General features: G+C 68.0%; 23 protein-coding genes. 21 read left to right on the forward strand and 2 right to left on the reverse strand.

Features of this window, described 5'->3' with window-relative positions; genetic code table 11:
- Positions 1-103: 103 nt before the first annotated feature.
- From thrC to ACYVDG_RS19465, 21 genes are all read left to right on the forward strand, one after another.
- Positions 104-1,162: a threonine synthase gene (thrC, locus tag ACYVDG_RS19365; RefSeq protein WP_460755009.1), complete on the forward strand. Its 1,059-nt coding sequence runs from the start codon at positions 104-106 to the stop codon at positions 1,160-1,162.
- A gap of 115 nt (positions 1,163-1,277) precedes the next feature.
- Positions 1,278-2,216: a homoserine kinase gene (thrB, locus tag ACYVDG_RS19370; RefSeq protein WP_460755012.1), complete on the forward strand. Its 939-nt coding sequence runs from the start codon at positions 1,278-1,280 to the stop codon at positions 2,214-2,216.
- Between the two features lie 440 nt (positions 2,217-2,656).
- On the forward strand, positions 2,657-4,648 hold the full coding sequence (gene rho / locus ACYVDG_RS19375) for a transcription termination factor Rho (protein WP_460754802.1): 1,992 nt from the start codon (positions 2,657-2,659) through the stop codon (positions 4,646-4,648).
- A 284-nt stretch (positions 4,649-4,932) separates the two neighbouring features.
- The gene (locus ACYVDG_RS19380) at positions 4,933-6,759 is read left to right on the forward strand and encodes an L-lactate permease (protein ID WP_460754805.1); all 1,827 of its coding nucleotides are present in this window, start codon (positions 4,933-4,935) and stop codon (positions 6,757-6,759) included.
- 199 nt (positions 6,760-6,958) lie between these two features.
- Entirely contained in the window at positions 6,959-7,168 is a 210-nt protein-coding gene (gene rpmE / locus ACYVDG_RS19385; protein WP_460754809.1) for a 50S ribosomal protein L31, read from the forward strand.
- Positions 7,169-7,277: 109 nt separating this feature from the next.
- Positions 7,278-8,348 carry a peptide chain release factor 1 gene (gene prfA, locus ACYVDG_RS19390; RefSeq protein WP_460754812.1) on the forward strand — a complete coding sequence of 357 codons (1,071 nt, stop codon included), beginning with the start codon at positions 7,278-7,280 and terminating at the stop codon, positions 8,346-8,348.
- Entirely contained in the window at positions 8,345-9,208 is an 864-nt protein-coding gene (prmC, locus tag ACYVDG_RS19395; RefSeq protein ID WP_460754815.1) for a peptide chain release factor N(5)-glutamine methyltransferase, read from the forward strand. Before prfA ends, prmC begins: the two co-directional genes overlap by 4 nt.
- A 105-nt stretch (positions 9,209-9,313) precedes the next feature.
- Positions 9,314-10,258 (forward strand): L-threonylcarbamoyladenylate synthase, encoded by a 945-nt coding sequence (locus ACYVDG_RS19400; RefSeq protein WP_460754819.1) that lies wholly within the window; start codon positions 9,314-9,316, stop codon positions 10,256-10,258.
- 12 nt (positions 10,259-10,270) lie between these two features.
- Positions 10,271-11,437, forward strand: a complete 1,167-nt coding sequence (locus ACYVDG_RS19405) for a glycosyltransferase family 4 protein (protein ID WP_460754823.1) — start codon at positions 10,271-10,273, stop codon at positions 11,435-11,437.
- A gap of 225 nt (positions 11,438-11,662) precedes the next feature.
- A complete protein-coding gene (locus tag ACYVDG_RS19410; protein WP_460754828.1) occupies positions 11,663-12,085 on the forward strand; it encodes a hypothetical protein in 423 nt (140 codons plus the stop codon).
- A gap of 105 nt (positions 12,086-12,190) precedes the next feature.
- Positions 12,191-12,421: an AtpZ/AtpI family protein gene (locus ACYVDG_RS19415; protein WP_460754832.1), complete on the forward strand. Its 231-nt coding sequence runs from the start codon at positions 12,191-12,193 to the stop codon at positions 12,419-12,421.
- Positions 12,422-12,532: 111 nt separating this feature from the next.
- On the forward strand, positions 12,533-13,366 hold the full coding sequence (gene atpB / locus ACYVDG_RS19420; RefSeq protein WP_460755015.1) for a F0F1 ATP synthase subunit A: 834 nt from the start codon (positions 12,533-12,535) through the stop codon (positions 13,364-13,366).
- Positions 13,367-13,488: 122 nt separating this feature from the next.
- On the forward strand, positions 13,489-13,710 hold the full coding sequence (gene atpE / locus ACYVDG_RS19425) for an ATP synthase F0 subunit C (RefSeq protein ID WP_460754837.1): 222 nt from the start codon (positions 13,489-13,491) through the stop codon (positions 13,708-13,710).
- A 55-nt stretch (positions 13,711-13,765) separates the two neighbouring features.
- On the forward strand, positions 13,766-14,305 hold the full coding sequence (gene atpF, locus ACYVDG_RS19430) for a F0F1 ATP synthase subunit B (RefSeq protein WP_460755018.1): 540 nt from the start codon (positions 13,766-13,768) through the stop codon (positions 14,303-14,305).
- Entirely contained in the window at positions 14,305-15,126 is an 822-nt protein-coding gene (locus tag ACYVDG_RS19435) for a F0F1 ATP synthase subunit delta (RefSeq protein WP_460754841.1), read from the forward strand. Before atpF ends, ACYVDG_RS19435 begins: the two co-directional genes overlap by 1 nt.
- 74 nt (positions 15,127-15,200) lie before the next feature.
- The gene (gene atpA, locus ACYVDG_RS19440; RefSeq protein WP_460754845.1) at positions 15,201-16,841 is read left to right on the forward strand and encodes a F0F1 ATP synthase subunit alpha; all 1,641 of its coding nucleotides are present in this window, start codon (positions 15,201-15,203) and stop codon (positions 16,839-16,841) included.
- A 3-nt stretch (positions 16,842-16,844) separates the two neighbouring features.
- The gene (locus ACYVDG_RS19445; RefSeq protein WP_460754850.1) at positions 16,845-17,765 is read left to right on the forward strand and encodes a F0F1 ATP synthase subunit gamma; all 921 of its coding nucleotides are present in this window, start codon (positions 16,845-16,847) and stop codon (positions 17,763-17,765) included.
- 6 nt (positions 17,766-17,771) lie between these two features.
- On the forward strand, positions 17,772-19,217 hold the full coding sequence (atpD, locus tag ACYVDG_RS19450) for a F0F1 ATP synthase subunit beta (protein WP_460754853.1): 1,446 nt from the start codon (positions 17,772-17,774) through the stop codon (positions 19,215-19,217).
- Between the two features lie 139 nt (positions 19,218-19,356).
- Positions 19,357-19,746, forward strand: coding sequence for a F0F1 ATP synthase subunit epsilon (locus tag ACYVDG_RS19455; RefSeq protein WP_460754856.1), 390 nt, complete (start codon positions 19,357-19,359; stop codon positions 19,744-19,746).
- 56 nt (positions 19,747-19,802) lie between these two features.
- The gene (locus tag ACYVDG_RS19460) at positions 19,803-20,255 is read left to right on the forward strand and encodes a DUF2550 domain-containing protein (RefSeq protein ID WP_460755022.1); all 453 of its coding nucleotides are present in this window, start codon (positions 19,803-19,805) and stop codon (positions 20,253-20,255) included.
- Positions 20,256-20,345: 90 nt separating this feature from the next.
- Positions 20,346-20,651: an MTH1187 family thiamine-binding protein gene (locus ACYVDG_RS19465; protein ID WP_460754859.1), complete on the forward strand. Its 306-nt coding sequence runs from the start codon at positions 20,346-20,348 to the stop codon at positions 20,649-20,651.
- A 45-nt stretch (positions 20,652-20,696) separates the two neighbouring features.
- Here the strand turns inward: ACYVDG_RS19465 and ACYVDG_RS19470 are convergent, their stop codons facing one another.
- Positions 20,697-21,161, reverse strand: a complete 465-nt coding sequence (locus tag ACYVDG_RS19470; RefSeq protein WP_460754862.1) for a hypothetical protein — start codon at positions 21,159-21,161, stop codon at positions 20,697-20,699.
- Between the two features lie 154 nt (positions 21,162-21,315).
- Positions 21,316-21,912 carry a cob(I)yrinic acid a,c-diamide adenosyltransferase gene (locus ACYVDG_RS19475; RefSeq protein WP_460754865.1) on the reverse strand — a complete coding sequence of 199 codons (597 nt, stop codon included), beginning with the start codon at positions 21,910-21,912 and terminating at the stop codon, positions 21,316-21,318.
- Between the last annotated feature and the right edge of the window lie 44 nt (positions 21,913-21,956).

Here is a 21,956-nt window from a genome sequence, read left to right on the forward strand (position 1 = left end):
ATAGACTCGTAGCAGGTGGGGGCGATCGCCTCCGCGTAAGCCCCACCCCATTCCATCGCGTCAAGCGAAACCGCTTCCACCCGAAAGGGAAACCGTCGTGAGCATGGCACGGGCGTGGCGAGGCATCGTCGAGGAATACCGCGACCGCCTTCCCGTCAACGAGAGCACCCCCGTCGTCACCCTCCAGGAGGGCGGCACGCCCCTGCTGCCTGCCACGCGCGTATCCGAGCTGACGGGCTGCGAGGTCTTCCTCAAGGTCGAGGGCCTCAACCCCACCGGCTCCTTCAAGGACCGCGGGATGACCATGGCCATCACCAAGGCCGCCGAGGACGGCGCCAAGGCCGTTATCTGCGCCTCCACCGGCAACACCAGCGCCAGCGCCGCCGCCTACGCCATCCGCGGGGGTATGACCTGCGCCGTGCTGGTGCCCCAGGGCAAGATCGCGATGGGCAAGCTCGCCCAGGCCCTCGTGCACGGGGGCCGCCTGCTCCAGGTGGACGGCAACTTCGACGACTGCCTCGAACTCGCCCGCAAGCTCAGCGTCGACTACCCGGTCGCGCTGGTGAACTCGGTCAACCCCTACCGCCTCCAGGGCCAGAAGACCGCGGCTTTCGAGATCGTGGACGCCCTCGGCGACGCACCGGACATCCACTGCATCCCGGTGGGCAACGCCGGCAACATCACCGCCTACTGGATGGGCTACACCGAGTACGCCGCGGACGGTGTCTCCAGCAAGGCCCCGCGCATGCTCGGCTTCCAGGCCAGCGGGTCGGCGCCCATCGTCAACGGCGCCCCGGTCCCCAGCCCCAGCACCATCGCGACCGCGATCCGCATCGGCAATCCGGCCTCCTGGAAGCTTGCCGAGCAGGCCCGCGACGAGTCCAGCGGCAGCATCGACAAGGTCACCGACCGCCAGATCATGGCCGCCTACAAGCTTCTCGCCGCCGAGGAGGGCGTGTTCGTCGAACTCGCCTCCGCCGCGAGCGTCGCCGGCCTCCTCCAGGCCGCCGAGGCCGGGCACATCCCCAAGGGCAGCCGCATCGTGTGCACCGTGACCGGAAACGGCCTCAAGGACCCCGACTGGGCGCTGGCCGGAGCTTCCTCCGCCACCACCGTCCCCGTCGACGCCCAAGCCGCCGCCAAGGCCCTCGACCTCGCCTAGCCGCTTACCGCGATGATCTTGCCCCCAGGGCCATGCTCGCCCGTCGAGAGTGGAGACAGGGGCAAGATCATCGCTTGTTTGGAGAGCGATCTTGACCTCAACGCGCCCCGAACGGGTGTCTGTCCGTGCCCCGGCCACCAGCGCCAACCTCGGTCCGGGTTTCGACGCCCTCGGGATGGCCGTCCAGCTGTACAACGAGTTCGACGTCTCGCTCCGCCAGGACGACGAACTCCGCATCCGGGTCGAGGGGGAAGGCTCGGGTGAGGTTCCGCTCGACCGGCGCCACCTCGTCGTCCGCGCCATGCGGGAGGCCTTCGACCGGGACGGTGAGAAGCTGCCCGGCCTGGATCTGCACTGCGCCAACCACATCCCGCACGCGCGCGGCCTCGGTTCGTCGTCCTCCGCGATCGTCGGCGGGGTGGCGGCCGCGGCGGCCCTCCTGGGCCGGTCCGGTGCCGACGGAGGCCCGGACCGCGACTGGATCTACCAGGTCGCCGCGGACATCGAGGGGCATCCGGACAACGTGGCCCCCTGTGTCTACGGCGGCTACACCGTCGCCTTCCGCGAGAGCGGTTCCTGGGGCGTCGCGCGGCTCATCCCGGACGAGCGGATCCTGCCCGTCCTGTGCGTGCCGGGGTGGAAGCTCTCCACCGAACGCGCCCGCGGGATCCTGCCGGAGACCGTCACCCACGGCGACGCGGCCTTCAACGCGGGCCGTGCAGCGCTGATGACGGCGGCCGTTTGTGGCCAACCCGCGGCCCTGTACGCGGCCACCGAGGATCGGCTACACGAGTCCTACCGGGCCCCCGCGATGCCGCGCACCCTCAACCTCATCGGTGACCTGCGTGAACTGGAGAACCTGCCCGCGGTGGTCTCCGGGGCGGGGCCCACGGTGCTGGTGCTGTGCGCGACGACCGAGGGTGCCGCGCGGGAGGATTCACCGGAAATCGCCCGCCAGGTTGATTCGATCCGTCAGCGGGCGGGTAATGATTGGGACATACGCCCCCTGCACATCGAGCCGGCGGGGGTGCGGACCCCATCTCCCCATCCGTAGCATCTGTGTCGAGGAATAGCCGTGGCCTCTGGTGATGTTAGGCTGGGTGAAGCACCAGATGCCCCGTTGCGGGGCGTGTGCTCATCCGCCACAACGGCTTCCGCGTCCCATACTTCGGCGGTCCGATCTCTTGACCTGTCGGAGGCGGTGGCCAAAGTGTCGTGTCAGCGGTTTGACCGCTGTGCCCACGTCTCCAAAGTCCGCTCTTCCCCCGTGGATGAGCGTGCCTGGAGGGTTGACGGGCAGCACCTCCGAGCCATCCGCCCCGACGTCTGGCTGTACCCAGAGCCCGCCGCGATTGGGTAGGTGACCGTTTTTCGCCGGTTTCCGAACATCCACGTGGGGCACGCCCTACCCGGCCTCTGCCGGTTCGCACCACCGGGCCGGCCGCTCAAGCAAACAGCTGACGGCCGATGCCCGCTCCTTGGGAAGGACCCTTAGTGAGCGACACCACCGAACTCCGAACGGACGCGGCGGTCGACAGCAAGAAGAGCGCCGACGCCTCCTCGGAGGCCGGCGAAGCCGCGACCTCGTCAAGGCCCCGTACGGCCTCGCGCGGTACCGGGCTCGCCGCCCAGAAGCTCCCCGAGCTCCAGAAGCTCGCGTCGAGCATGGGCATCACCGGCACGGGGCGCATGCGCAAGAGCGACGTGATCGCCGCGATCGAGGCCAAGCAGGGCGGCCCCGTCGGCGGTCCGGACAAGGCCAAATCGGCAAAGCACGCCGACACCGCGCCCAAGGCCGGTAAGGTCGATACAACTGACGGCCAGGCCGAACCCCAGTCTCCCGCCAAGTCGGGCACGGACGAGGCCCCGCGCAAGAGTGCGGGTCAGCGGCCGTCGGACCAGGCCGTGACCGAGACCCAGGGTGGGAAGGCCGACCGGCCCTCCCGTAACCGCCGCTCGTCCCGCAGGCGCGGCGACGAGTCCGGTGACCAGACCCGATCGGTGGACGGCACCGACTCCTCAACCTCCGCGAGCAGCGTGACCAAGACATCCAGCACCCCCCAGAAGAACGGCCCCGACTCCGAGGACCGTGACACCAGGTCCGGGCAGGGTCGCGAGCGCCAGCGCAACCGTCGCAACCGCAACCGAGGCGGTGACGACCAGAACTCGAACAACAACTCCGACCGCCAGCAGGGCGGCGGCGGTGGCGGCCAGAACCAGGGCCGCGGCAACGACGACGACGATTTCGGCGGCGGTGGCGGTGGCCGTCGGCGCGGACGCCGCCGGGACCGCAGGGACCGCCGCGGCGGGCGCGGCGGGGGCCAGGAAGCGGAGCCGGTGATCGGCGAGGACGACGTCCTGCTTCCGGTCGCGGGGATCCTCGACATCCTGGACAACTACGCGTTCGTCCGCACCACCGGCTACCTGCCCGGCCAGAGCGACGTCTACGTCTCGCTGGCCCAGGTGCGCAAGAACGGCCTGCGCAAGGGCGACCACATCATCGGTGCGGTCCGCCAGCCCCGCGAGGGTGAACGGCGCGAGAAGTTCAACGCCCTGGTGCGCCTGGACTCGGTGAACGGTATGTCGCCGGACCAGGCCAAGGGCCGCCAGGAGTTCTCCAAGCTCGTCCCGCTCTACCCCCAGGAGCGCCTGCGGCTGGAGACCGAGGCGAGCATCCTCACGACCCGCATCATCGATCTCGTGGCGCCCATCGGCAAGGGCCAGCGCGGGCTCATCGTCTCGCCGCCCAAGGCGGGTAAGACGATGGTGCTGCAGTCGCTCGCCAACGCGATCACCGAGAACAACCCCGAGTGCTACCTGATGGTGATCCTGGTCGACGAGCGGCCGGAAGAAGTCACCGACATGCAGCGCACGGTCAAGGGCGAGGTCATCCACTCGACCTTCGACCGCCCGGCGGAGGACCACACGGTCGTCGCGGACCTGGCGATCGAGCGCGCCAAGCGGCTCGTGGAGATGGGCATGGACGTGGTGGTCCTGCTCGACTCCATCACCCGTCTGGGCCGTGCCTACAACCTGGCCGCTCCCGCCAGCGGGCGCATCATGTCCGGTGGTGTGGACTCCACCGCCCTCTACCCGCCGAAGCGCTTCTTCGGTGCGGCCCGCAACATCGAGGGCGGCGGCTCGCTGACCATCCTGGCGACGGCGCTGGTGGAGACCGGTTCGCGCGCCGACGAGGTGATCTTCGAGGAGTTCAAGGGCACCGGCAACATGGAGCTCAAGCTCAACCGGTCCCTGGCGGACAAGCGGATCTTCCCGGCCGTGGACGTGGACGCCTCCAGCACCCGCAAGGAGGAGATCCTGATGTCCGGCGAGGAGCTGAACGTCGTCTGGAAGCTCCGCCGGGTGCTGCACGCGCTCGACACACAGCAGGCCATCGAGCTGCTCCTGGACAAGATGAAGGAGTCCAAGAGCAACGCGGAGTTCCTGCTCCAGATCCAGAAGACCACGGTGGGCCCCGAACGGTAACCATCCCGACCGGTCACCCCGGTCCGGACAGCATCCGGTCCGGTGACACCCGGCTTCGGCCCCCTCCCCAACCGGGGAGGGGGCTTTTTCTCTGGCAGGGGTCTTCGGCGGAGGTTCCTGTAAAGAAGGCCAGTTCAGCGCCGAATAGCCGCCTTACCTTTCGAATCGCGGAACACAAATATCACTTGTGTTGCAGATCACACAGGAGGACTGGTGGGAGGGCTTCCACAGGCTTAGGGTCGCGCCACTCGCAGTGCACACCCCCAATCCAGGGAGCCGTCTGGATGGACAATCTCGCCCTGCTCAGCCTCCTAGCCCTCGTCCCCATCCTGCTCGTCGGAGTCCTGCTCGTCGGGTTCCGGCTGCCGGCCATGTACGCGATGCCCGCCGGGTACGTCGTCGTGGTCGGGATCGCCGTCCTCTTCTGGCAGACCGACTGGATGGCCGTCGCGGCCTCCACCCTCCAAGGCCTGATCCTTGCCGCCGGCCTGCTGTACATCATCTTCGGCGCGCTGCTGCTGCTCTCGACCCTCACCAAGAGCGGCGCCATCGCCACCATCCGCCGGACCTTCACCGACATCACCCCCGACCGCCGGATCCAGGCGATCATCATCGGCTGGCTGTTCGGCAGCTTCATCGAGGGTGCCTCCGGATTCGGGACCCCCGCCGCCGTCGTCGCGCCCCTCATGCTCGCCCTCGGTTTCCCCGCCATGGCCGCGGTCATGGTCGGCATGGTCATCCAGAGCACATCGGTCAGCTTCGGTGCCGTCGGTACCCCGATCCTCGTCGGGGTCGCCGGAGGCCTGGAAGGCGGCGGCGGGGTCGAGCAGCGGGCCACCGAGCTCGGTATGAGCTTCCCCGAGTACGTGAGCGAGATCGGCTTCCAGACCGTGCTCCTGCACGCCTCGGCCGGAACCCTCATCCCCCTGCTCATCTGCTGCATGCTCTGCGGCTTCTACGGTGAGAACCGCCGGTTCTCCGACGGCCTGGCCGTCTGGAAGTTCGCGCTCTTCGCCGCGTTCGCCCTGACGATCCCGTCCGTTCTGTACAACTACTTCCTCGGTGTCGAGTTCACCAGCCTCCTCGGCGGCCTCACCGGGCTGGTCATCGTCGTCCTGGCGGCCCGCAAGGGTTTCCTCATCCCGAAGAAGGTCTGGGACTTCCCGCCCCGCGAGGACTGGCTGGCCCGCTGGACCGGGAAGATCGAGTCCGGCAACGGTGAGGATGCACTCAAGGAGGGGCAGCGCGTCGGTTTCCTCAACGCCTGGATGCCCTACGTCCTGGTCGCCGGGATCCTCATCGCCACCCGCACCATCGACCCCCTCACGAACTGGCTGGAGGGCATCTCCGTGGGCGCCGAGGACATCTTCGGCACCTCCATCGGTGACACCGTCGAGCCGTTCTTCTCTCCCGGGGCCACCTTCATCGTGGTGTGCCTCGTCACCTACGGTCTGCACCGGATGAAGGGGCGGGAGATCCTCGCCTCCTGGAAGATGGCCGGATCCCAGCTCGCCGGGGCCGCCGTGGCCCTGCTCTTCGCGGTGCCCCTCGTGCGGGTCTTCATCAACACCGGCGAGGAGTTCGGCGCGACCACGCTGGAGAGCATGCCGCTCACCCTGGCCACCGGAGCCGCCGAAGTCGGCGGGCACAACTGGCCGCTCTTCGCGCCCTGGATCGGTGCCCTCGGCGCCTTTGTGGCGGGCTCCAACACCGTCTCCAACCTGATGTTCTCCCCGTTCCAGCACTCCACCGCCGAACGCATCGGGGCCCCGCCGGAGACCGTCGTCGCGGCCCAAGCAGCGGGTGGCGCAGCCGGCAACATGATCACCGTCCACAACGTCGTCGCCGCCTCCGCGGTGGTCGGCCTGGTGGGCCGGGAGGGCGACATCCTCCGGCAGACCGTGCTCCCGATGACCTACTACCTGCTGGTGGTCGGCTCGGTGGCCTACCTGTTCATCCACGGTCCGGGAGCCAACGCCGGTGCCCTGGTGCTCTCCCTCACCATCGTGGGTCTGGCGGCGGTGTTCTGGTGGATGCGGTACAACGACCGGAACAAGCCCATGCCCAGCACGATGCGCGACAGAGAGGCGCCGGAGGGGGGCAAGGAATAGGCACTGGTCCCGGCATGGTTGTGGGTCTGGCAAACTGGTACAAGGGACTGGCCGTCCTCCCGTCGAGGGAGAGCACGCCACCCTCTTACCTGGATCGCCGCGGCACCGGTTCGCGCATGGCCACAGAACACCGCCCCACCCCCGACGGTGGTGCGGTCGTCATGCGTCCGGCGGTCGCGCCCTTAGCGAGGAGACACACATGCAGGCCGACATCCACCCCGAATACGTCCCGACCGAGGTCACCTGCACCTGCGGGGCCAAGTTCGTGACCCGCAGCACGAATACCGAGGGCAAGCTGCGCGCCGACGTGTGCTCCGAGTGCCACCCGTTCTACACCGGCAAGCAGAAGATCCTCGACACCGGTGGCCGGGTTGCCCGCTTCGAGAAGCGCTTCGGCAAGCGCAGCTAGTGCTGTCCGCTGTCCGGCGGTGCCGCCGCCCCACGACGGGGCGCCGGTGCCGCCGGTCGGCTAGCAGGGGAGACGCACAGGGCGAGCAACAAGACGGGAACGTGGGAAAGTGAAGCTGGACGACCTCCTCGGGGAGTACTACGAGCTGGAACAGCAGCTCGCCGACCCCGAGGTGCACGCCGACCAGGCCAAGGCGCGCACGCTGGGCAAACGCTACTCACAGCTCACCCCGATCATCGAGGCCTACCGCCAGCTCAAGGCGGTCGAGAGCGACATCGACGCCGCGCGTGAGCTGGCCGCCGAGGACCCCTCCTTCGCGGAGGAGGCCGACCGGTTGACCGAGGAGGCCGAGGAGCTCACCGAGCGCCTGCGCGTCCTGCTCGTCCCGCGAGACCCCGCCGACGACAAGAACCTCATCATGGAGGTCAAGGCCGGGGAGGGCGGCGAGGAGTCCGCCCTGTTCGCGGGCGACCTCGTCCGCATGTACCTGCGCTACGCGGAGCGCGTCGGGTGGAAGACCGAGGTCATCGACGCCACCCACTCCGACCTGGGCGGGTACAAGGACATCACGATCGCCTTCAAGAACAAGGGCACCCCCGAGCCCGGCGCGGGCGTGTGGCCCATGCTCAAGTTCGAGGGCGGCGTCCACCGGGTCCAGCGCGTCCCGGTCACCGAGTCCCAGGGCCGTATCCACACCTCCGCCGCCGGGGTACTGGTCGTACCCGAGGCCGAGGAGATCGAGGTCGTCATCCACGACAACGACCTGCGCATCGACGTCTACCGCTCCTCCGGGCCCGGCGGGCAGAGCGTCAACACCACCGACTCCGCGGTCCGCATCACCCACGTGCCGACCGGCATCGTCGCCTCCTGCCAGAACGAGAAGAGCCAGCTCCAGAACAAGGAGCAGGCCATGCGCATCCTGCGGGCCCGCATCTATGCCGAGGCCCAGGCGAGCGTGGACGCGGAGGCCTCCGCCGAGCGCAAGAGCCAGGTCCGCACCGTCGACCGCTCCGAGCGCGTCCGCACCTACAATTTCCCGGAGAACCGCATCTCCGACCACCGGGTCGGCTACAAGGCCTACAACCTCGACCAGGTCCTCGACGGGGACCTGAGCGGCGTAGTGAAGGCGTTGGTGGACGCGGACACCAAGGAGAGGCTCGAAGCCGCACAGTCCTCATGAACTTCCTACTCGACGAGGTCGCCCGCGCCACGCTCAGGCTCGCAGAGGCGGGCGTGGCCTCACCACGCACGGACGCCGAGGAGCTCGCGGCGTTCGTGCACGGTGTCCGTCGAGGGGAACTCCACGCCGTCCGGGACGCCGAGTTCGACGCCCGCTACTGGGAGTGCGTCTCCCGCCGCGAGGCCCGCGAGCCCTTGCAGCACATCACCGGGCGCGCCTACTTCCGCTACCTGGAACTCCGGGTCGGCCCGGGTGTCTTCGTCCCCAGGCCGGAAACCGAGATCATGGTGGACTGGGCGATCGAGACCCTCCGCTCCATGGACGTGGCCGACCCCCTGGTCGTCGACCTGGGCTCGGGCTCCGGCGCCATCGCGATCTCCATCGCGCAGGAGGTCCCGCGCTCGCGGGTGCACACCGTGGAGATCGACCTCGAGGCCCTAAAGTGGGCGCGCCGCAACGTCGACGCCAGCGGGCACGCCGACCGGGTCACCGCCCACGAAGGTGACATGCGCACGGCCCTGCCCGAGCTCAACGGCCGCGTCGACCTCCTCATCAGCAACCCGCCCTACGTCCCCACCAACGAGGCCGGGGTGATCCCGCCCGAGGTGCGCGACTTCGACCCGGCCCCCGCGCTCTGGTCCGGAGAGGACGGGCTGGACATGATCCGCGAGATGGAAGCGGTCGGCCGCAGGCTGCTCCGCCCCGGCGGCGCCATGGCCGTCGAACACCACGACGGCCAGGGCATCGACATCCCTTGGCTGTTCCCCGAGGACCGGGGCTGGCGCGACGTCCTCAACCGCAAGGACATGGCCCGGCGCGACCGCTTCGTGGTCATGCGCAGGGCAGAGGAAGACACGTAGGGGCTGAAGCCGAACCCCAGGAGTCGCGTGTTCCCGCCCCCAACACCCCACCGTCGGACCGACAATCCAGTACGGTCGACCCGTTCGAGACAGAGGTGAACGCTGGTGAGCCGCATCTACGACTGTGCGGACGACGCCGCTCGCAAGGACGGCATCGCCGATGCCGCGTCCGCGGTGCGCCGGGGCGACCTGGTGGTCCTGCCCACGGACACCGTGTACGGCATCGGTACGGACGCCTTCAGCCCCAAGGCCGTGGCCAACCTCTTGGAGACCAAGGGCCGCGGCCGGGACATGCCGCCGCCGGTTCTCGTGGGCTCCATGCGCGCGGCCACCGCGCTCGTCGACGACCTCGGCAACCACGGCCGGGACCTCATGGAGGAGTTCTGGCCCGGCCCGCTCACCCTGGTGTGTACCGCCACCCCCAGCCTGTCCTGGGACCTGGGCGACACCAAGGGCACCGTGGCCGTGCGGATGCCGATGAACCCCGTGGCCCTGGAGCTCCTCAAGGAGACCGGGCCCATGGCGGTGAGCAGCGCCAACCGGTCCGGGCAGTCCGCCGCGAGCGAGGTGGGCGAAGCGATCGAGCAGCTCGGGGACGAGGACGTCGCGGTCTACCTCGACGGGGGCGAGAGCGAAAGCCCGGTGGCCTCCACGATCGTCGACCTCACTTACGCGGTGCCGCGGGTCCTGCGTTCCGGTGCGATCTCCATCGAACAGCTGCGCTCCGTGTGCGGCACCGTGATCGGTGAGCTCCGCAAGGGCCGTACCAGGCCCAAGAAGTCCCAGGTGGACGGTACCGAGAAGGCAGCCGAGCCGGGGACCGAAGGCACCGAGGAAGCGGCCGGCACTGACACGGCCGACCCCAAGACGGTCGGTGCGGAGGACGCCGTCGGCACCGGGGGTTCGGCCGGCACCGAAGCGGCGGAGAAGCCGACCGGCAGCGGGTCCGCGGCGCAGTCCGAACCCGCGGTGCAGCCCGAGGCACCATCCGGGCCCGAGGCAACGCCCGAGCCCGACGGGCCCAAGGGCACCGACCGCTCCGAGAGCTAGAGGGGCCAGGCCGTGCGGGAGTACGCGCTCACCTTCGTCATCGCGGCAGCGGTGACCTACCTGCTCGTGCCGTTGGTGCGCAGGTTGGCCATCGCCTTCGGCGCCGCCCCCGCGGTGCGCGACCGCGACGTGCACACCGAACCCATCCCTCGGCTGGGCGGACTCGCCATCTACGGCGGTTTCGCCGCCGCGCTGCTGATCTCCGCCCAGCTGCCGCACCTGCAGAACGTGTTCGTCGCCGACACCTGGCTCGGCTTGCTGCTGGCGGGCGGCCTCATCACGATCATCGGCGTCATCGACGACCGGTGGGGCATGGACGCCCTGAGCAAGCTCGCCGGACAGATCGCCGCGGCGGGCATCCTCGTCTGGCAGGGCGTGCAGCTGCTGTGGCTGCCGCTGCCCGGTACACAGCTCTCCCTGGGTCCCTGGCTCGGCGCGATGGTCTCGATCCTGCTGATCGTGGTCACCATCAACGCGGTCAACTTCGCCGACGGGCTGGACGGCCTGGCCGCCGGCATCGTCGGTATCTCGTCCCTGGCGTTCTTCGCGTACTACTACGTGGTCGCGGTCGAGCAGGGGTTCGTCCGCCAGTCCTATCCGGCGATGATCGCCATCATCCTGGCCGGTGCCTGTGCGGGATTCCTCTTCCACAACTTCCACCCGGCCCGGGTGTTCATGGGCGATACCGGGTCGATGCTGCTCGGCCTGCTGCTGACCTCCATCACCATCACGGTGACCGGCCAGTTCGACGCCAACACCGCCCGCGAGGAGTTCAACTCCTCCGGTCTGGTCGTCTTCCTGCCGATCGCCCTGCCCCTCTTGGTGATCGCCCTCCCGTTGGCGGACCTGGTCCTGGCGGTCCTGCGCCGGACCCTGGCAGGGAAGTCCCCGTTCGCACCGGACCGGGGGCACCTGCACCACCGCCTCCTCGACATGGGGCACTCGCACACGCGCGCGGTTCTGCTCATGTACCTGTGGGCGGGCATCGTCGCCTTCGCCGCAGTGTCCCTGTCGATCTTCGACTCCCCCTTCATCGTCCTGACCGTTGCCGGTCTGGTCGCGGTCTGTGCTGTCGGTCTCATCGTTCTTCCGCGACTGCGTCGTCGCGGATTGTTGCCGTGGGACCGAAAGAACGGTGCGGAGAAGAAGTCAGATCACCATCCGTCAACCGATGGATAAATGCGCGGTCACGTTCGGGACCAGCGTCCCCGCAAGGGGCATTGGTGACCTGCGATGCCGTGGTCGTGCGCTGTGTGGCCAAGGTGACACCGGGGGCGAAGGGCCCGCGAATCGGGCCTTTCGCCGGGCATTAAGACCGCGTTAAGGAACCCCTGGATTTGGCACCAAAAACCTTGTGATAGCTTTCACGAGCAGGTAACCCACGGAACCCCACGGAGCATTGTCATGCAGGAACACGACGCCGGGATCGTTCGCGGCGCCGCGCTTCCCAGCGCTGTGTGCGGGGTCCTGGCCGTTGCCGTGGCGGCCCTGGTCGCCGGTGCCGCAGGAGCAATGAGCGCGGCCCTCGGGTCCGTGATCGTCTTCGCCTGCTTCGGTCTTGGACAGTGGGCGGTCATCGCGATCAGCCGCCGTAACAAGGACCTGTTCATGGCGGCCAACCTGCTCGGCTTCGTCGTCAAGATGGCGCTGCTGGGCGTCCTGCTGGTCACCCTCGGGCAGAGCCCCCTCATGGAGGACCTGAACAACAACGCCTTCGTGTTCAGCGCGCTGGCGGTGGTGTTGGTCTGGCTGGGCGGGCAGGTCCGGGCGATGTCCAAAGCCAAGATCCCGCACGTGGAACCGGACGAGAGTTCGGAGAACACGTGATGGGGTGCCCCGCCGCGGCCCGTCGGAACGGGCGTTATACCCTGGCCTACGGCAGGCGGGCGCACACGTTCCAGCCCAGCCCCACATGCTATATTCCGGAGCGAGATGAGCACCGAACCAACCGGGAAGACGGAGCGTCGCGAGCCCCCGGCACCGCGCCAGTCCGATGGTTGGGCGCTCTTCTCCACTCTGCTCGCGGGCGTTCTCGTGTGGAGCGGGATCGGCTGGGGCTTGGACTACATCCTGGGCTTCCAGGCACTCTTCCTGCCCATCGGGGCGGTTCTGGGCATGGTCGGCGCGATCATTCTGATCGTCGCCAAGACCCGCCAGGCCTGAACTCTTCCGCTAGAGCGACGTCACCGCGGGCGACCGCGGGTCTGAGCTCTGCCACAACCATCAACGATGCTTTCTTGCGTCACGACGAAAGGATTCGCCGTGGGTGCTGACGTGCGCATTCTCGCGGCCGAAACGGATTGCATCGGCCACCTCTTCGGTGACGAGTGCGGGTTCAAGGCCCCCACCATCGGGATGTTCTTCCCCGAGCCGTGGATCGACGGTATCCCCGGCAGCGACGGCATCGACCTGTACCTGGTCCTGCTGCTGGTCGCTCTCGGCGGGGCCCTGCTCCTGTGGTCGTGGTTCAGCAAGAAGCTGAGCCTCGTCCCCGGGCGCAGGCAGAGCGTCGGAGAGATGTTCATCCTGTTCATCCGGGACCAGATCACCCGCCCCACCATGGGCGCCAAGGGTGACAGCTTCATCCCGCTGATGACCTCGATCTTCACGATCATCCTGATGATGAACATCACGGGTCTGATCCCGGGCATGCTGCCGGTCAACAGCGACCTGTCGTTCCCGGCCATGTTCGCCGGGTTCATCTTCCTCCTGACCATCATCATCGGTGTGCGCAACCAGGGCGGCTGGGGCTACTTCAAGAACCAGCTCTTCCCCCCGGGCATGCCCAAGCCGATCTACGTGCTGGTCACCCCGATCGAGTTCCTCTCGGTCTTCATGATCCGCCCGGTGACGCACGCCCTGCGTCTGTTCGCGACCATGTTCGCGGGCAGCCTGCTGCTGGCCGTGTTCTCCTACGGCGGCTGGTACATGCTGAGCATCGGCGCCGAGCCGGCCCTGGTCGCGCTCTCGACGCTGTACTCCGGTGCGGCACTGCTCGGCTACATCGCCTTCTTCCTCTTCGAGGTCCTGATCATGGTCGTCCAGGCGTTCATCTTCACCCTCCTGGCCAGCCTGTACATCAACCAGTCCCTCGAAGCAGCCCACTAGAACCCCTGTGCGTCGCCCGGCCCCGCCCGGGCAGGGCCGACGCGAGGTGTAAAGACCCGCCCACCCCGGCGCACTGACCAATCGCGAACCGCGACGCCGGACGTCGAGTAAAGGGAAACACAATGGACATCGCCAACATCGAAGGCAGCATCAACACCGTCGGTTACGGCATCAGCGTCATCGGCGCCGGTATCGGTGTCGGCCTCGTGTTCGGTATGGGTATGCAGGCCATCGCCCGCCAGCCCGAGGCCCGCGGTCCGCTGCAGACCAACATCTTCCTGGGCTTCGCGCTCATCGAGGCCCTCGCCATTCTGGGCTTCGTCCTCGCGTTCGCCATCGGTTAATCAGTATCTGCCGACCGTTTTTGATGGCAACTGACGTGAAGGAGGGCTGACCATGTTGGTGGAGTTGGCAGCCGAACCAAACATTCTGCGGATCGACTGGGTCAAGTTCGGCTTCGGCGCGATCACGCTCGCCGTGGTCTACTTCTTTGTGGCCCGCAAGGCGGTTCCCAAGGTCATGAAGGTCCTCGACGAGCGTCACGACGCCATCGAGGGCGGGATCGAGCGGGCCAAGAACGCTGAGGCCGAGGCCGAGGAGATCCGCCAGCAGTACCGCGAGAAGCTCGAAGAGTCGCACCGCGAGTACGCCCAGGAGCTCGAGAAGGCCAAGGAGCAGCGCGCGGCGATCATCGCCGAGGCTCGCGAGGAGGCCCAGGTCGAGGCCAACCGGATCATCGAGGCCGCCAAGGCCCAGATCGAGGCCGACCGGCAGCAGGCCGTTGTCCAGCTGCGCGGCGAGATCGGCGCCCTGTCCACTGAGCTCGCCACCCGCATCGTGGGGGAGACGCTCAGCGACGACGCCGCTCAGACCCGAGTAGTGGACCGGTTCCTGGCGGAGCTGGAGCAGGACGAGAGCGCGAAGCAAGAGGTGCGCTGATGCGTGGTATCAGCCGCAGCTCCCTGGCTGAGGTGACCCGGCGCCTGGACGACAACGTCCTGGCGTCGGCGGACGCCGCCCAGCACGCGGTCTCGCTCGGCGGCGAGCTCTTCGAGGTCGTCGCCCTGATGGGCAGCGAGCACTCCCTGCGCCGCTGGCTCGCGGACCAGGCCACCCCTGCGGAGAAGAAGACCGGCCTCATCGGCCAGGTCCTCGAGGGCAAGGTGTCGCCGTCCACGGTCATCGTGGTCAACGACGTCGTGTCCCAGCCCTGGGCCGGCCCCCGCGACATGGTGGACGCCCTGGAGCGCCTCGCGGTCTACGCGACCGTGGCCTCCGTGGAGGGCACCCGCCTGGACGAGCTCGAGGACGAACTCTTCCGCTTCCAGCGGATCGTCATCGCGGAGCCGGACCTGCGTTCGGCCCTCACCCGTGAGGGTGTGGCCGTCTCGCACCAGCACACCCTCGTCGAGAACCTGCTTTCGGGCAAGGTGAACTCCGCGACGCTGGCTCTGGTCAGCGAAGCGGTCACCCGGCCCCGGGGACGTACCCTGGAACAGGCCCTCGACAACTTTGGGCAGCTGGTCGCCGAGCGCGCCCAGCGCTACATCGCGGTGGTGCGCAGCGCGGTTCCGCTCAGTGAGGCACACCAGGACCGTCTGCGGACGCTCCTCCAGCGCAAATACGGCCGTGAGATCCACCTGAACACCGAGGTCGACCCCAAGATCGTGGGCGGACTCTCCATCCAGGTGGGCGACGAGGTCATCGACGGCACCATCGCCGGGCGAATCGCTGAGGTCCAGCGCCGTCTGGCTGGCTGACACACGCGAATACACGCAAGGCAAGCACGCACGGCGCCAGCCCGGCGCCATTTGAGAGCAAGGACAACGTAGAGATGGCGGAGCTGACGATCCGGCCGGATGAAATCCGGGACGCGCTACAGCGCTTCGTCCAGTCGTACGAGCCTGACGCCACCCGCGCGGAAGAGGTCGGAACCGTCACCTACTCCGGTGACGGCATCGCCCGCGTCGGTGGCCTTCCCTCGGCGATGGCGAACGAGCTGCTGGAGTTCGAGGACGGCACACTGGGCATGGCCCAGAACCTTGAGATCGGCGAGATCGGTGTCGTGGTGCTGGGTGACTTCACCGGTATCGAGGAGGGCCAGCGGGTGCGCCGCACCGGCCAGCTCCTCTCCGTGCCGGTGGGCGACAACTTCCTTGGCCGCGTGGTGGACCCCCTGGGTGCCCCCATCGACGGCAAGGGCGAGATCGAGACGACCGAGCGCCGCGACCTGGAGATCCAGGCCGCGACGGTGATGGAGCGCCAGCCGGTCGAGGAGCCCCTCCAGACCGGTATCAAGGCGATCGACACCATGACCCCCATCGGTCGCGGGCAGCGCCAGCTGCTCATCGGTGACCGACAGACGGGTAAGACCGCGGTCGGCATCGACGCGATCATCAATCAGAAGGCCAACTGGGAGTCCGGCGACCCCAAGAAGCAGGTGCGCTGCATCTACGTTGCAGTCGGCCAGAAGGGCTCGACCATCGCCAGCGTCAAGGGCGCCCTCGAAGAGGCCGGTGCGATGGACTACACCACCATCGTGGCCTCCCCGGCGTCCGACCCGGCCGGCTTCAAGTACCTCTCCCCGTACACCGGTTCGGCCCTGGGCCAGCACTGGATGTACGAGGGCAAGCACGTCCTCGTCGTCTTCGACGACCTGACCAAGCAGGCCGAGGCCTACCGTGCGGTCTCCCTCCTGCTGCGCCGCCCGCCGGGCCGTGAGGCCTACCCGGGTGACGTCTTCTACCTGCACTCCCGTCTGCTGGAGCGCTGCGCGAAGCTCTCCGACGAGCTGGGTGCCGGTTCGATGACCGCTCTGCCGATCATCGAGACCAAGGCGGGCGACGTCTCGGCGTACATCCCCACCAACGTCATCTCCATCACCGACGGCCAGGTCTTCCTCAACTCGGACCTGTTCAACCAGGGCCAGCGCCCGGCGATCGACGTCGGTGTGTCCGTGTCCCGTGTCGGTGGTTCGGCCCAGACCAAGGCCACGAAGAAGGTCTCCGGCACGCTGCGTCTGGGCCTGGCCCAGTATCGCGAGCTCGAGGCGTTCTCCGCCTTCGGTTCGGACCTGGACGCCGTCTCCAAGCAGCAGCTGGAGCGCGGTGCCCGGATGATGGAGCTCCTCAAGCAGGGCCAGTACTCGCCCTTCCCCATGGAGAAGACGGTCGTCTCGATCTGGATGGGCAACACCGGCCTGATCGACGAGGTCCCGGTCGACGATGTTCGCCGCTTCGAGGACGACTTCCTGTCCTTCCTGGAGCGCGAGCACAAGGGTGTTCTCGACACCATCCGGGAGACCGGCAAGTTCGAGGACGAGAGCCAGAAGACCCTCCAGGGCGCCATCGAGAAGTTCAAGCAGGGCTTCCAGACCTCGGCCGGCACCCTCCTCGGTGTTGAGGCCGAGGAAGAGGCGCTCACTGAGGAGAAGGTCGGCCAGGAGACCATCAAGGTCGCCAAGGGCGGGAAGTAACCCATGGGTGCACAGCTTCGCATCTATCGCCGGAGGATCCGCGCGACGAAGGCGACGGCGAAGATCACCCGTGCGATGGAGCTGATCGCCGCCACGCGCATCACCAAGGCGCAGCGCGCGGCCGAGGCTGCCAACCCTTACGCACGGGAGATCACGCGGGCGGTGTCGGCCCTGGCCAGCCGGGTGAGTGATCACCCGCTGCTGACCGAGGCCGAGAACCCCACCCGCGCGGCCGTCCTGGTCATCACCAGCGACAAGGGTCTGGCCGGCGCCTACTCGACCAACGTCATCAAGGAGGCCGAGGCCCTCACCCAGCTCCTCAAGGAGCAGGGCAAGGAGGTCCTCACCTACATGGTGGGTCGCAAGGGTGCGGCGTTCTACAAGTTCCGCGACCGCAAGGTCGAGGAGAGCTGGGAAGGCTTCACTGAGCGTCCGACCCACGCGCACGCCCAGGAGATCGGCTCCACTCTCATGGAGAAGTTCTCCCAGGACACCGCCGAGGGTGGTGTCGACGAGATTCACGTGGTCTCCACGGAGTTCGTGTCGATGCTGACCCAGCGGGCCGGGGCGGTTCGCGCCCTCCCGCTGGAGGTGGAAGAGGTCGAGGAGGACGAGCTCGAGGAGTCGCACGGCGGCGACGCGCTGCCGCTCTACGAGTTCGAGCCGTCCGCGGAGGAGGTCCTGGACCAGCTGCTCCCGCAGTACGTGGTCAACCGGATCTACGCCTCCCTCCTCGAGTCCGCCGCCTCCCAGCAGGCGTCCCGTCGCGCGGCCATGAAGGCCGCGACCGACAACGCGGAAGAACTCGTCAAGAACCTGACCAGCCTGTCCAACCAGGCACGTCAGGCCGAGATCACCAATGAGATCAGTGAGATTGTCGGCGGTGCCGATGCACTCTCTGGGTCCAGCGCGGGAAGTGAGTAACGAAAAGTGACTGCGACAGTTGAAGGTTCGGCCGGCGCTGGCACCGCCACCGGCCGCATCGCCCGGGTCACCGGCCCGGTTCTCGACGTGGAATTCCCCGTCGGTTCCCTGCCTGCCATCTACAACGCCCTGCACACCGATGTCAGCATCGGTGGCGAGGAGAAGGTCATCACCCTGGAGGTCGCCCAGCACCTGGGTGACAACCTGGTCCGCGCCATCTCCCTCGCCCCGCAGGACGGCATGGTCCGTGGCGCCGAGGTGCGCGACACGGGCGCGCCGATCAGCGTGCCCGTCGGCGACATCGTCAAGGGCCACGTGTTCAACACCCTGGGCGAGTCCATGGACGTGCCCACCGCCGAGCTCGGTGTGACCGAGCGCTGGCCGATCCACCGCAAGGCCCCCGCCTTCGACCAGCTCGAGTCCAAGACCGAGATGCTGGTCACGGGGATCAAGGTCATCGACCTCCTCACCCCGTACGTCCGCGGTGGGAAGATCGGCCTCTTCGGTGGTGCCGGTGTGGGCAAGACGGTGCTCATCCAGGAGATGATCACCCGTATCGCCCGCAACTTCGGTGGTGTGTCCGTGTTCGCCGGTGTCGGTGAGCGCACCCGTGAGGGTACGGACCTCTTCCTGGAGATGGACGAGATGGGCGTCCTCCCGGACACCGCGCTCGTCTTCGGCCAGATGGACGAGCCCCCGGGCACCCGTCTGCGCGTGGCGCTCTCGGCCCTGACGATGGCTGAGTACTTCCGCGACGTCCAGAACCAGGACGTGCTGCTCTTCATCGACAACATCTTCCGTTTCACCCAGGCGGGTATGGAGGTCTCCACGCTGCTGGGCCGTATGCCCTCGGCCGTGGGTTACCAGCCCAACCTGGCGGACGAGATGGGTCAGCTCCAGGAGCGGATCACCTCGACGCGGGGTCACTCGATCACCTCCATGCAGGCGATCTACGTCCCCGCGGACGACTACACCGACCCCGCTCCGGCGACCACCTTCGCCCACCTGGACGCGACGACCGAGCTTTCCCGGCCGATCTCGCAGAAGGGCATCTACCCGGCGGTGGACCCGCTGGCCTCCACCTCCCGCATCCTCGACCCGCAGTACGTGGGTGAGGAGCACTACCAGGTGGCCCAGCGCGTCAAGGAGATCCTGCAGCGCAACAACGACCTGCAGGACCAGATCGCCATCCTGGGTATGGACGAGCTGTCCGAAGAGGACAAGATCATCGTCAACCGGGCCCGTCGCCTGGAGCGCTTCCTCTCGCAGAACATGTTCGTCGCCGAGAAGTTCACCGGCAACCCGGGCGTGTTCGTGCCGCTGGAGGAGACCATCGCTTCCTTCACGGCGCTCTGCGACGGTGAGTACGACCACCTTCCCGAGCAGGCGTTCCTCGATGTCGGCAACATCGAGATGGCCGTCGAGAAGGCCAAGAAGCTGCAGGAAGGCTAGGACTGCACGTCAGTGCCCTCCCTCTGCGGGCTTTTCCGGGGAGGGAGGGCGACGGGCGGGGCTAGTTCCCAGGCGGGGTCGAGTACCGGTTCGTGCTCGACCCCGCCGAACCCACCCGCTAGCCGAGGAGTTTGTGGCAGTGTCGAAGAAGCTTTTCGTCGAGATCGTCTCTCCGGACCGTGAGGTTTGGGCGGGCGAAGGCGACATGGTCATCGCGAAGACCGTCGAGGGCGAGATCGGCGTCCAGCCCGGGCACGTCCCGGTGCTGTCGCTTCTGGCCGAGGACGCGGTCGTTCGCGTTCTGGGCGCGCGTGAGACCGGCGAGGTCCGGGCCGCCGCCCACGGCGGGTTCGTCTCGGTTTCGGGTGAGGGTCGGATCTCCATCCTCGCCGAGACCGCCGAGCTCTCCGAGGACATCGATGTGGACCGTGCGCGCAAGGCGCTGACGAGCGCGACCGAGTCGGGTGACAGCCCGGCCGTCGGCCGTGCGCGCAGCCGCCTGCGTGCTGCGGGCGAGGAAGTCGCCTAGCGAAGCCGGAAGGCGGAACGGACGTGGGAGTGGGACCTCTGCAGGGAACGCCGTTGTTGGAATCCTTGTGGTGGGTGGTCCTCACCCTGTGCGTCGCCGTTCTGCTGGCGGTGGTCGCCGGAATGGCACGAAGGTTCGTGCTGTTGCGCAGCGGCGGTGCCGTCGAGTGTTATCTGCGTGCGCGAGAGGGGAAAGGCCGTCGGGGTTCCTGGCGTATCGGTTTCGGCCGGTACGGCACGGAGAACCTGGCCTGGTTCCCCGTCCTCTCGCTCAGACCGCGGCCGACAGCGAAGCTGTCGCGCCGCGGTCTTGTCGTTGTGGGGCGCCGTTCCCCCGACGAGGTCGACGACCTGCCGGCCGATCTGACGGTCTTGGAGATCGGGTGGGCCGCCGAGGACGGCAGCGACCCCAAGGAGGCCTCCTACGAGGTCGCGATGGGGGAGAGCGTGCTCACCGGTTTCCTTTCGTGGGTGGAGTCGATGCCCCCGGGCACCCGTTGGGAGGCCTGAAGCGGTATCCCTTCGGGGTGGCGCGCGTGTTCTCTTGGTCCTCCACCGCGCCTGTTCACAGAGGCGGAGCCGGTGTGTTCCCATGGCGGCATGAGTACCATCGTGGCTTTCTCAGTGTCCCCGCTCGGCAACGGCGAGTCCGTCGCTCCCGCCGTGGCCCGCGCCGTCAAGGTGGTGCGCGAGAGCGGACTGCCCAGCGAGACCTCCGCCATGTTCACCTCCGTCGAGGGTGAGTGGGACGAGGTGATGGACGTCGTCAAACGCGCGGTCGAGGCCGCCGGTGAGGGTGAGTCCAGGGTGAGCCTGACCCTGAAGGCCGACATCCGGGAGGGTGTCTCCGACGGTCTACACAGCAAGGTGGAGGCCGTCGAGCGCGAACTCGACGGCCCCAGCTAGAACTCCGGGGGCGGTACCCGTCGCTGGATACCGCCCCGGTTCCGGTCAGTCCACTGCCGGATCGGCGGTCCTGGTGGAGAAGTAGTCCTTCGAGGACTTGTTGTAGAGCAGGGCCACCACGGTGAAGGCGAAAGCTGCCGAGATGAGCGCACCGAAGCTGTAGACGGGGCTGATCGCCAGGCCCAGGATGATCACACCGGCGGCGGCGTTGACACCGAGCGTCGCGGTCCGCGCCCGGGCGTCGCCCTTGCCGACCATCACCGCGAGCGCGACGGCGGCGATGCCGTACACCAGTGCGACGGCCGCCCCCACGTAGGCGGCCCAGATCTGCTCGCCGAGCGCCTCCATCTGCTCGGCCTGACCGGCCGGGAGCATGTCGATCAGCGCACCCGAGTCGATGGTCACGGCCCCGATGAGGCCGAACATCCCGTAGAAGAGCTGGTACACCGCGATCAGGATCAGCAGTACCAGAACGGCGATGACACTGCCGGGCTTTGCTCTTGCGGTCATGCGTCTGTCCTCCTGCTCGGGGGAATCGCTTGTCCCAAGCCCTAGCCGTTCGGGGGCGAAGCACACACGATCGGCGCAATCCCTTGCGTCTGCGCAGTTGGCAGGGGGTGGATCCGTCGCCGGGGGCCAGCGCTTTCGGCCCCGGGCGGGCCCGTTAGCGCTCCCCGCCGGGCTTCCAGAGGACCTCCTCGCCCTCCTTGGCGACGTACCGGCCGAGGATGAACAGAAGGTCGGAGAGGCGGTTCAGGTACTGCGCGGTGAGCGGGTTGACGGTGTCCCCGTGCTCCTCGATCGCCGCCCAGACCGAGCGCTCGGCCCGGCGGGCCACGATCCTGGCCGTGTGTACCAGCGCCACGGTGGGGGAGCCGCCGGGCAGGATGAAGCTGCGCAGGGTCGGCAGGTCCTGGTTGTAGGTGTCGCAGGCCTCCTCGAGGTGGGTGACGTACTCGGGGAGGACGCGCAGCGGGGGGAACTCGGGGTCGGGCACGATCGGGGTGGACAGGTCCGCCCCCAGGTCGAAGAGTTCGTTCTGGATCCGCTGCAGCAGGTCGCGGACGTCCTGGGGGAGGTCGCCCATGGCCAGCGCGACACCGATGGCGGCGTTGGCCTCCTCAGTCTCGGCGTAGCCGACGAGCCTGGTGTCGTTCTTGGAGGTCCTGCTCATGTCGCCGAGCGCTGTCGTTCCGGCGTCACCGGTGCGCGTGTAGATCTTCGACAGTACGACCGGCTTGTCCGTGTCCCGTTTGGTCATGGTCCTCAGCCTAGGGGGACGCGCGACGATGGGCGTGGGTGAGG

It is taken from the genome of Nocardiopsis oceani, assembly GCF_054777395.1.

Coding starts and splice junctions, on each gene's coding strand:
- ACYVDG_RS19435 (WP_460754841.1), top strand. CDS start 14,305: ATGCGTGGTATCAGCCGCAGCTCCCTGGCTGAGGTGACCCGGCGCCTG.
- ACYVDG_RS19470 (WP_460754862.1), bottom strand. CDS start 21,161: ATGACCGCAAGAGCAAAGCCCGGCAGTGTCATCGCCGTTCTGGTACTG.
- atpA (WP_460754845.1), top strand. CDS start 15,201: ATGGCGGAGCTGACGATCCGGCCGGATGAAATCCGGGACGCGCTACAG.
- rpmE (WP_460754809.1), top strand. CDS start 6,959: ATGCAGGCCGACATCCACCCCGAATACGTCCCGACCGAGGTCACCTGC.
- ACYVDG_RS19445 (WP_460754850.1), top strand. CDS start 16,845: ATGGGTGCACAGCTTCGCATCTATCGCCGGAGGATCCGCGCGACGAAG.
- ACYVDG_RS19475 (WP_460754865.1), bottom strand. CDS start 21,912: ATGACCAAACGGGACACGGACAAGCCGGTCGTACTGTCGAAGATCTAC.
- ACYVDG_RS19415 (WP_460754832.1), top strand. CDS start 12,191: ATGAGCACCGAACCAACCGGGAAGACGGAGCGTCGCGAGCCCCCGGCA.
- ACYVDG_RS19410 (WP_460754828.1), top strand. CDS start 11,663: ATGCAGGAACACGACGCCGGGATCGTTCGCGGCGCCGCGCTTCCCAGC.
- thrC (WP_460755009.1), top strand. CDS start 104: ATGGCACGGGCGTGGCGAGGCATCGTCGAGGAATACCGCGACCGCCTT.
- ACYVDG_RS19380 (WP_460754805.1), top strand. CDS start 4,933: ATGGACAATCTCGCCCTGCTCAGCCTCCTAGCCCTCGTCCCCATCCTG.
- atpE (WP_460754837.1), top strand. CDS start 13,489: ATGGACATCGCCAACATCGAAGGCAGCATCAACACCGTCGGTTACGGC.
- ACYVDG_RS19465 (WP_460754859.1), top strand. CDS start 20,346: ATGAGTACCATCGTGGCTTTCTCAGTGTCCCCGCTCGGCAACGGCGAG.
- prmC (WP_460754815.1), top strand. CDS start 8,345: ATGAACTTCCTACTCGACGAGGTCGCCCGCGCCACGCTCAGGCTCGCA.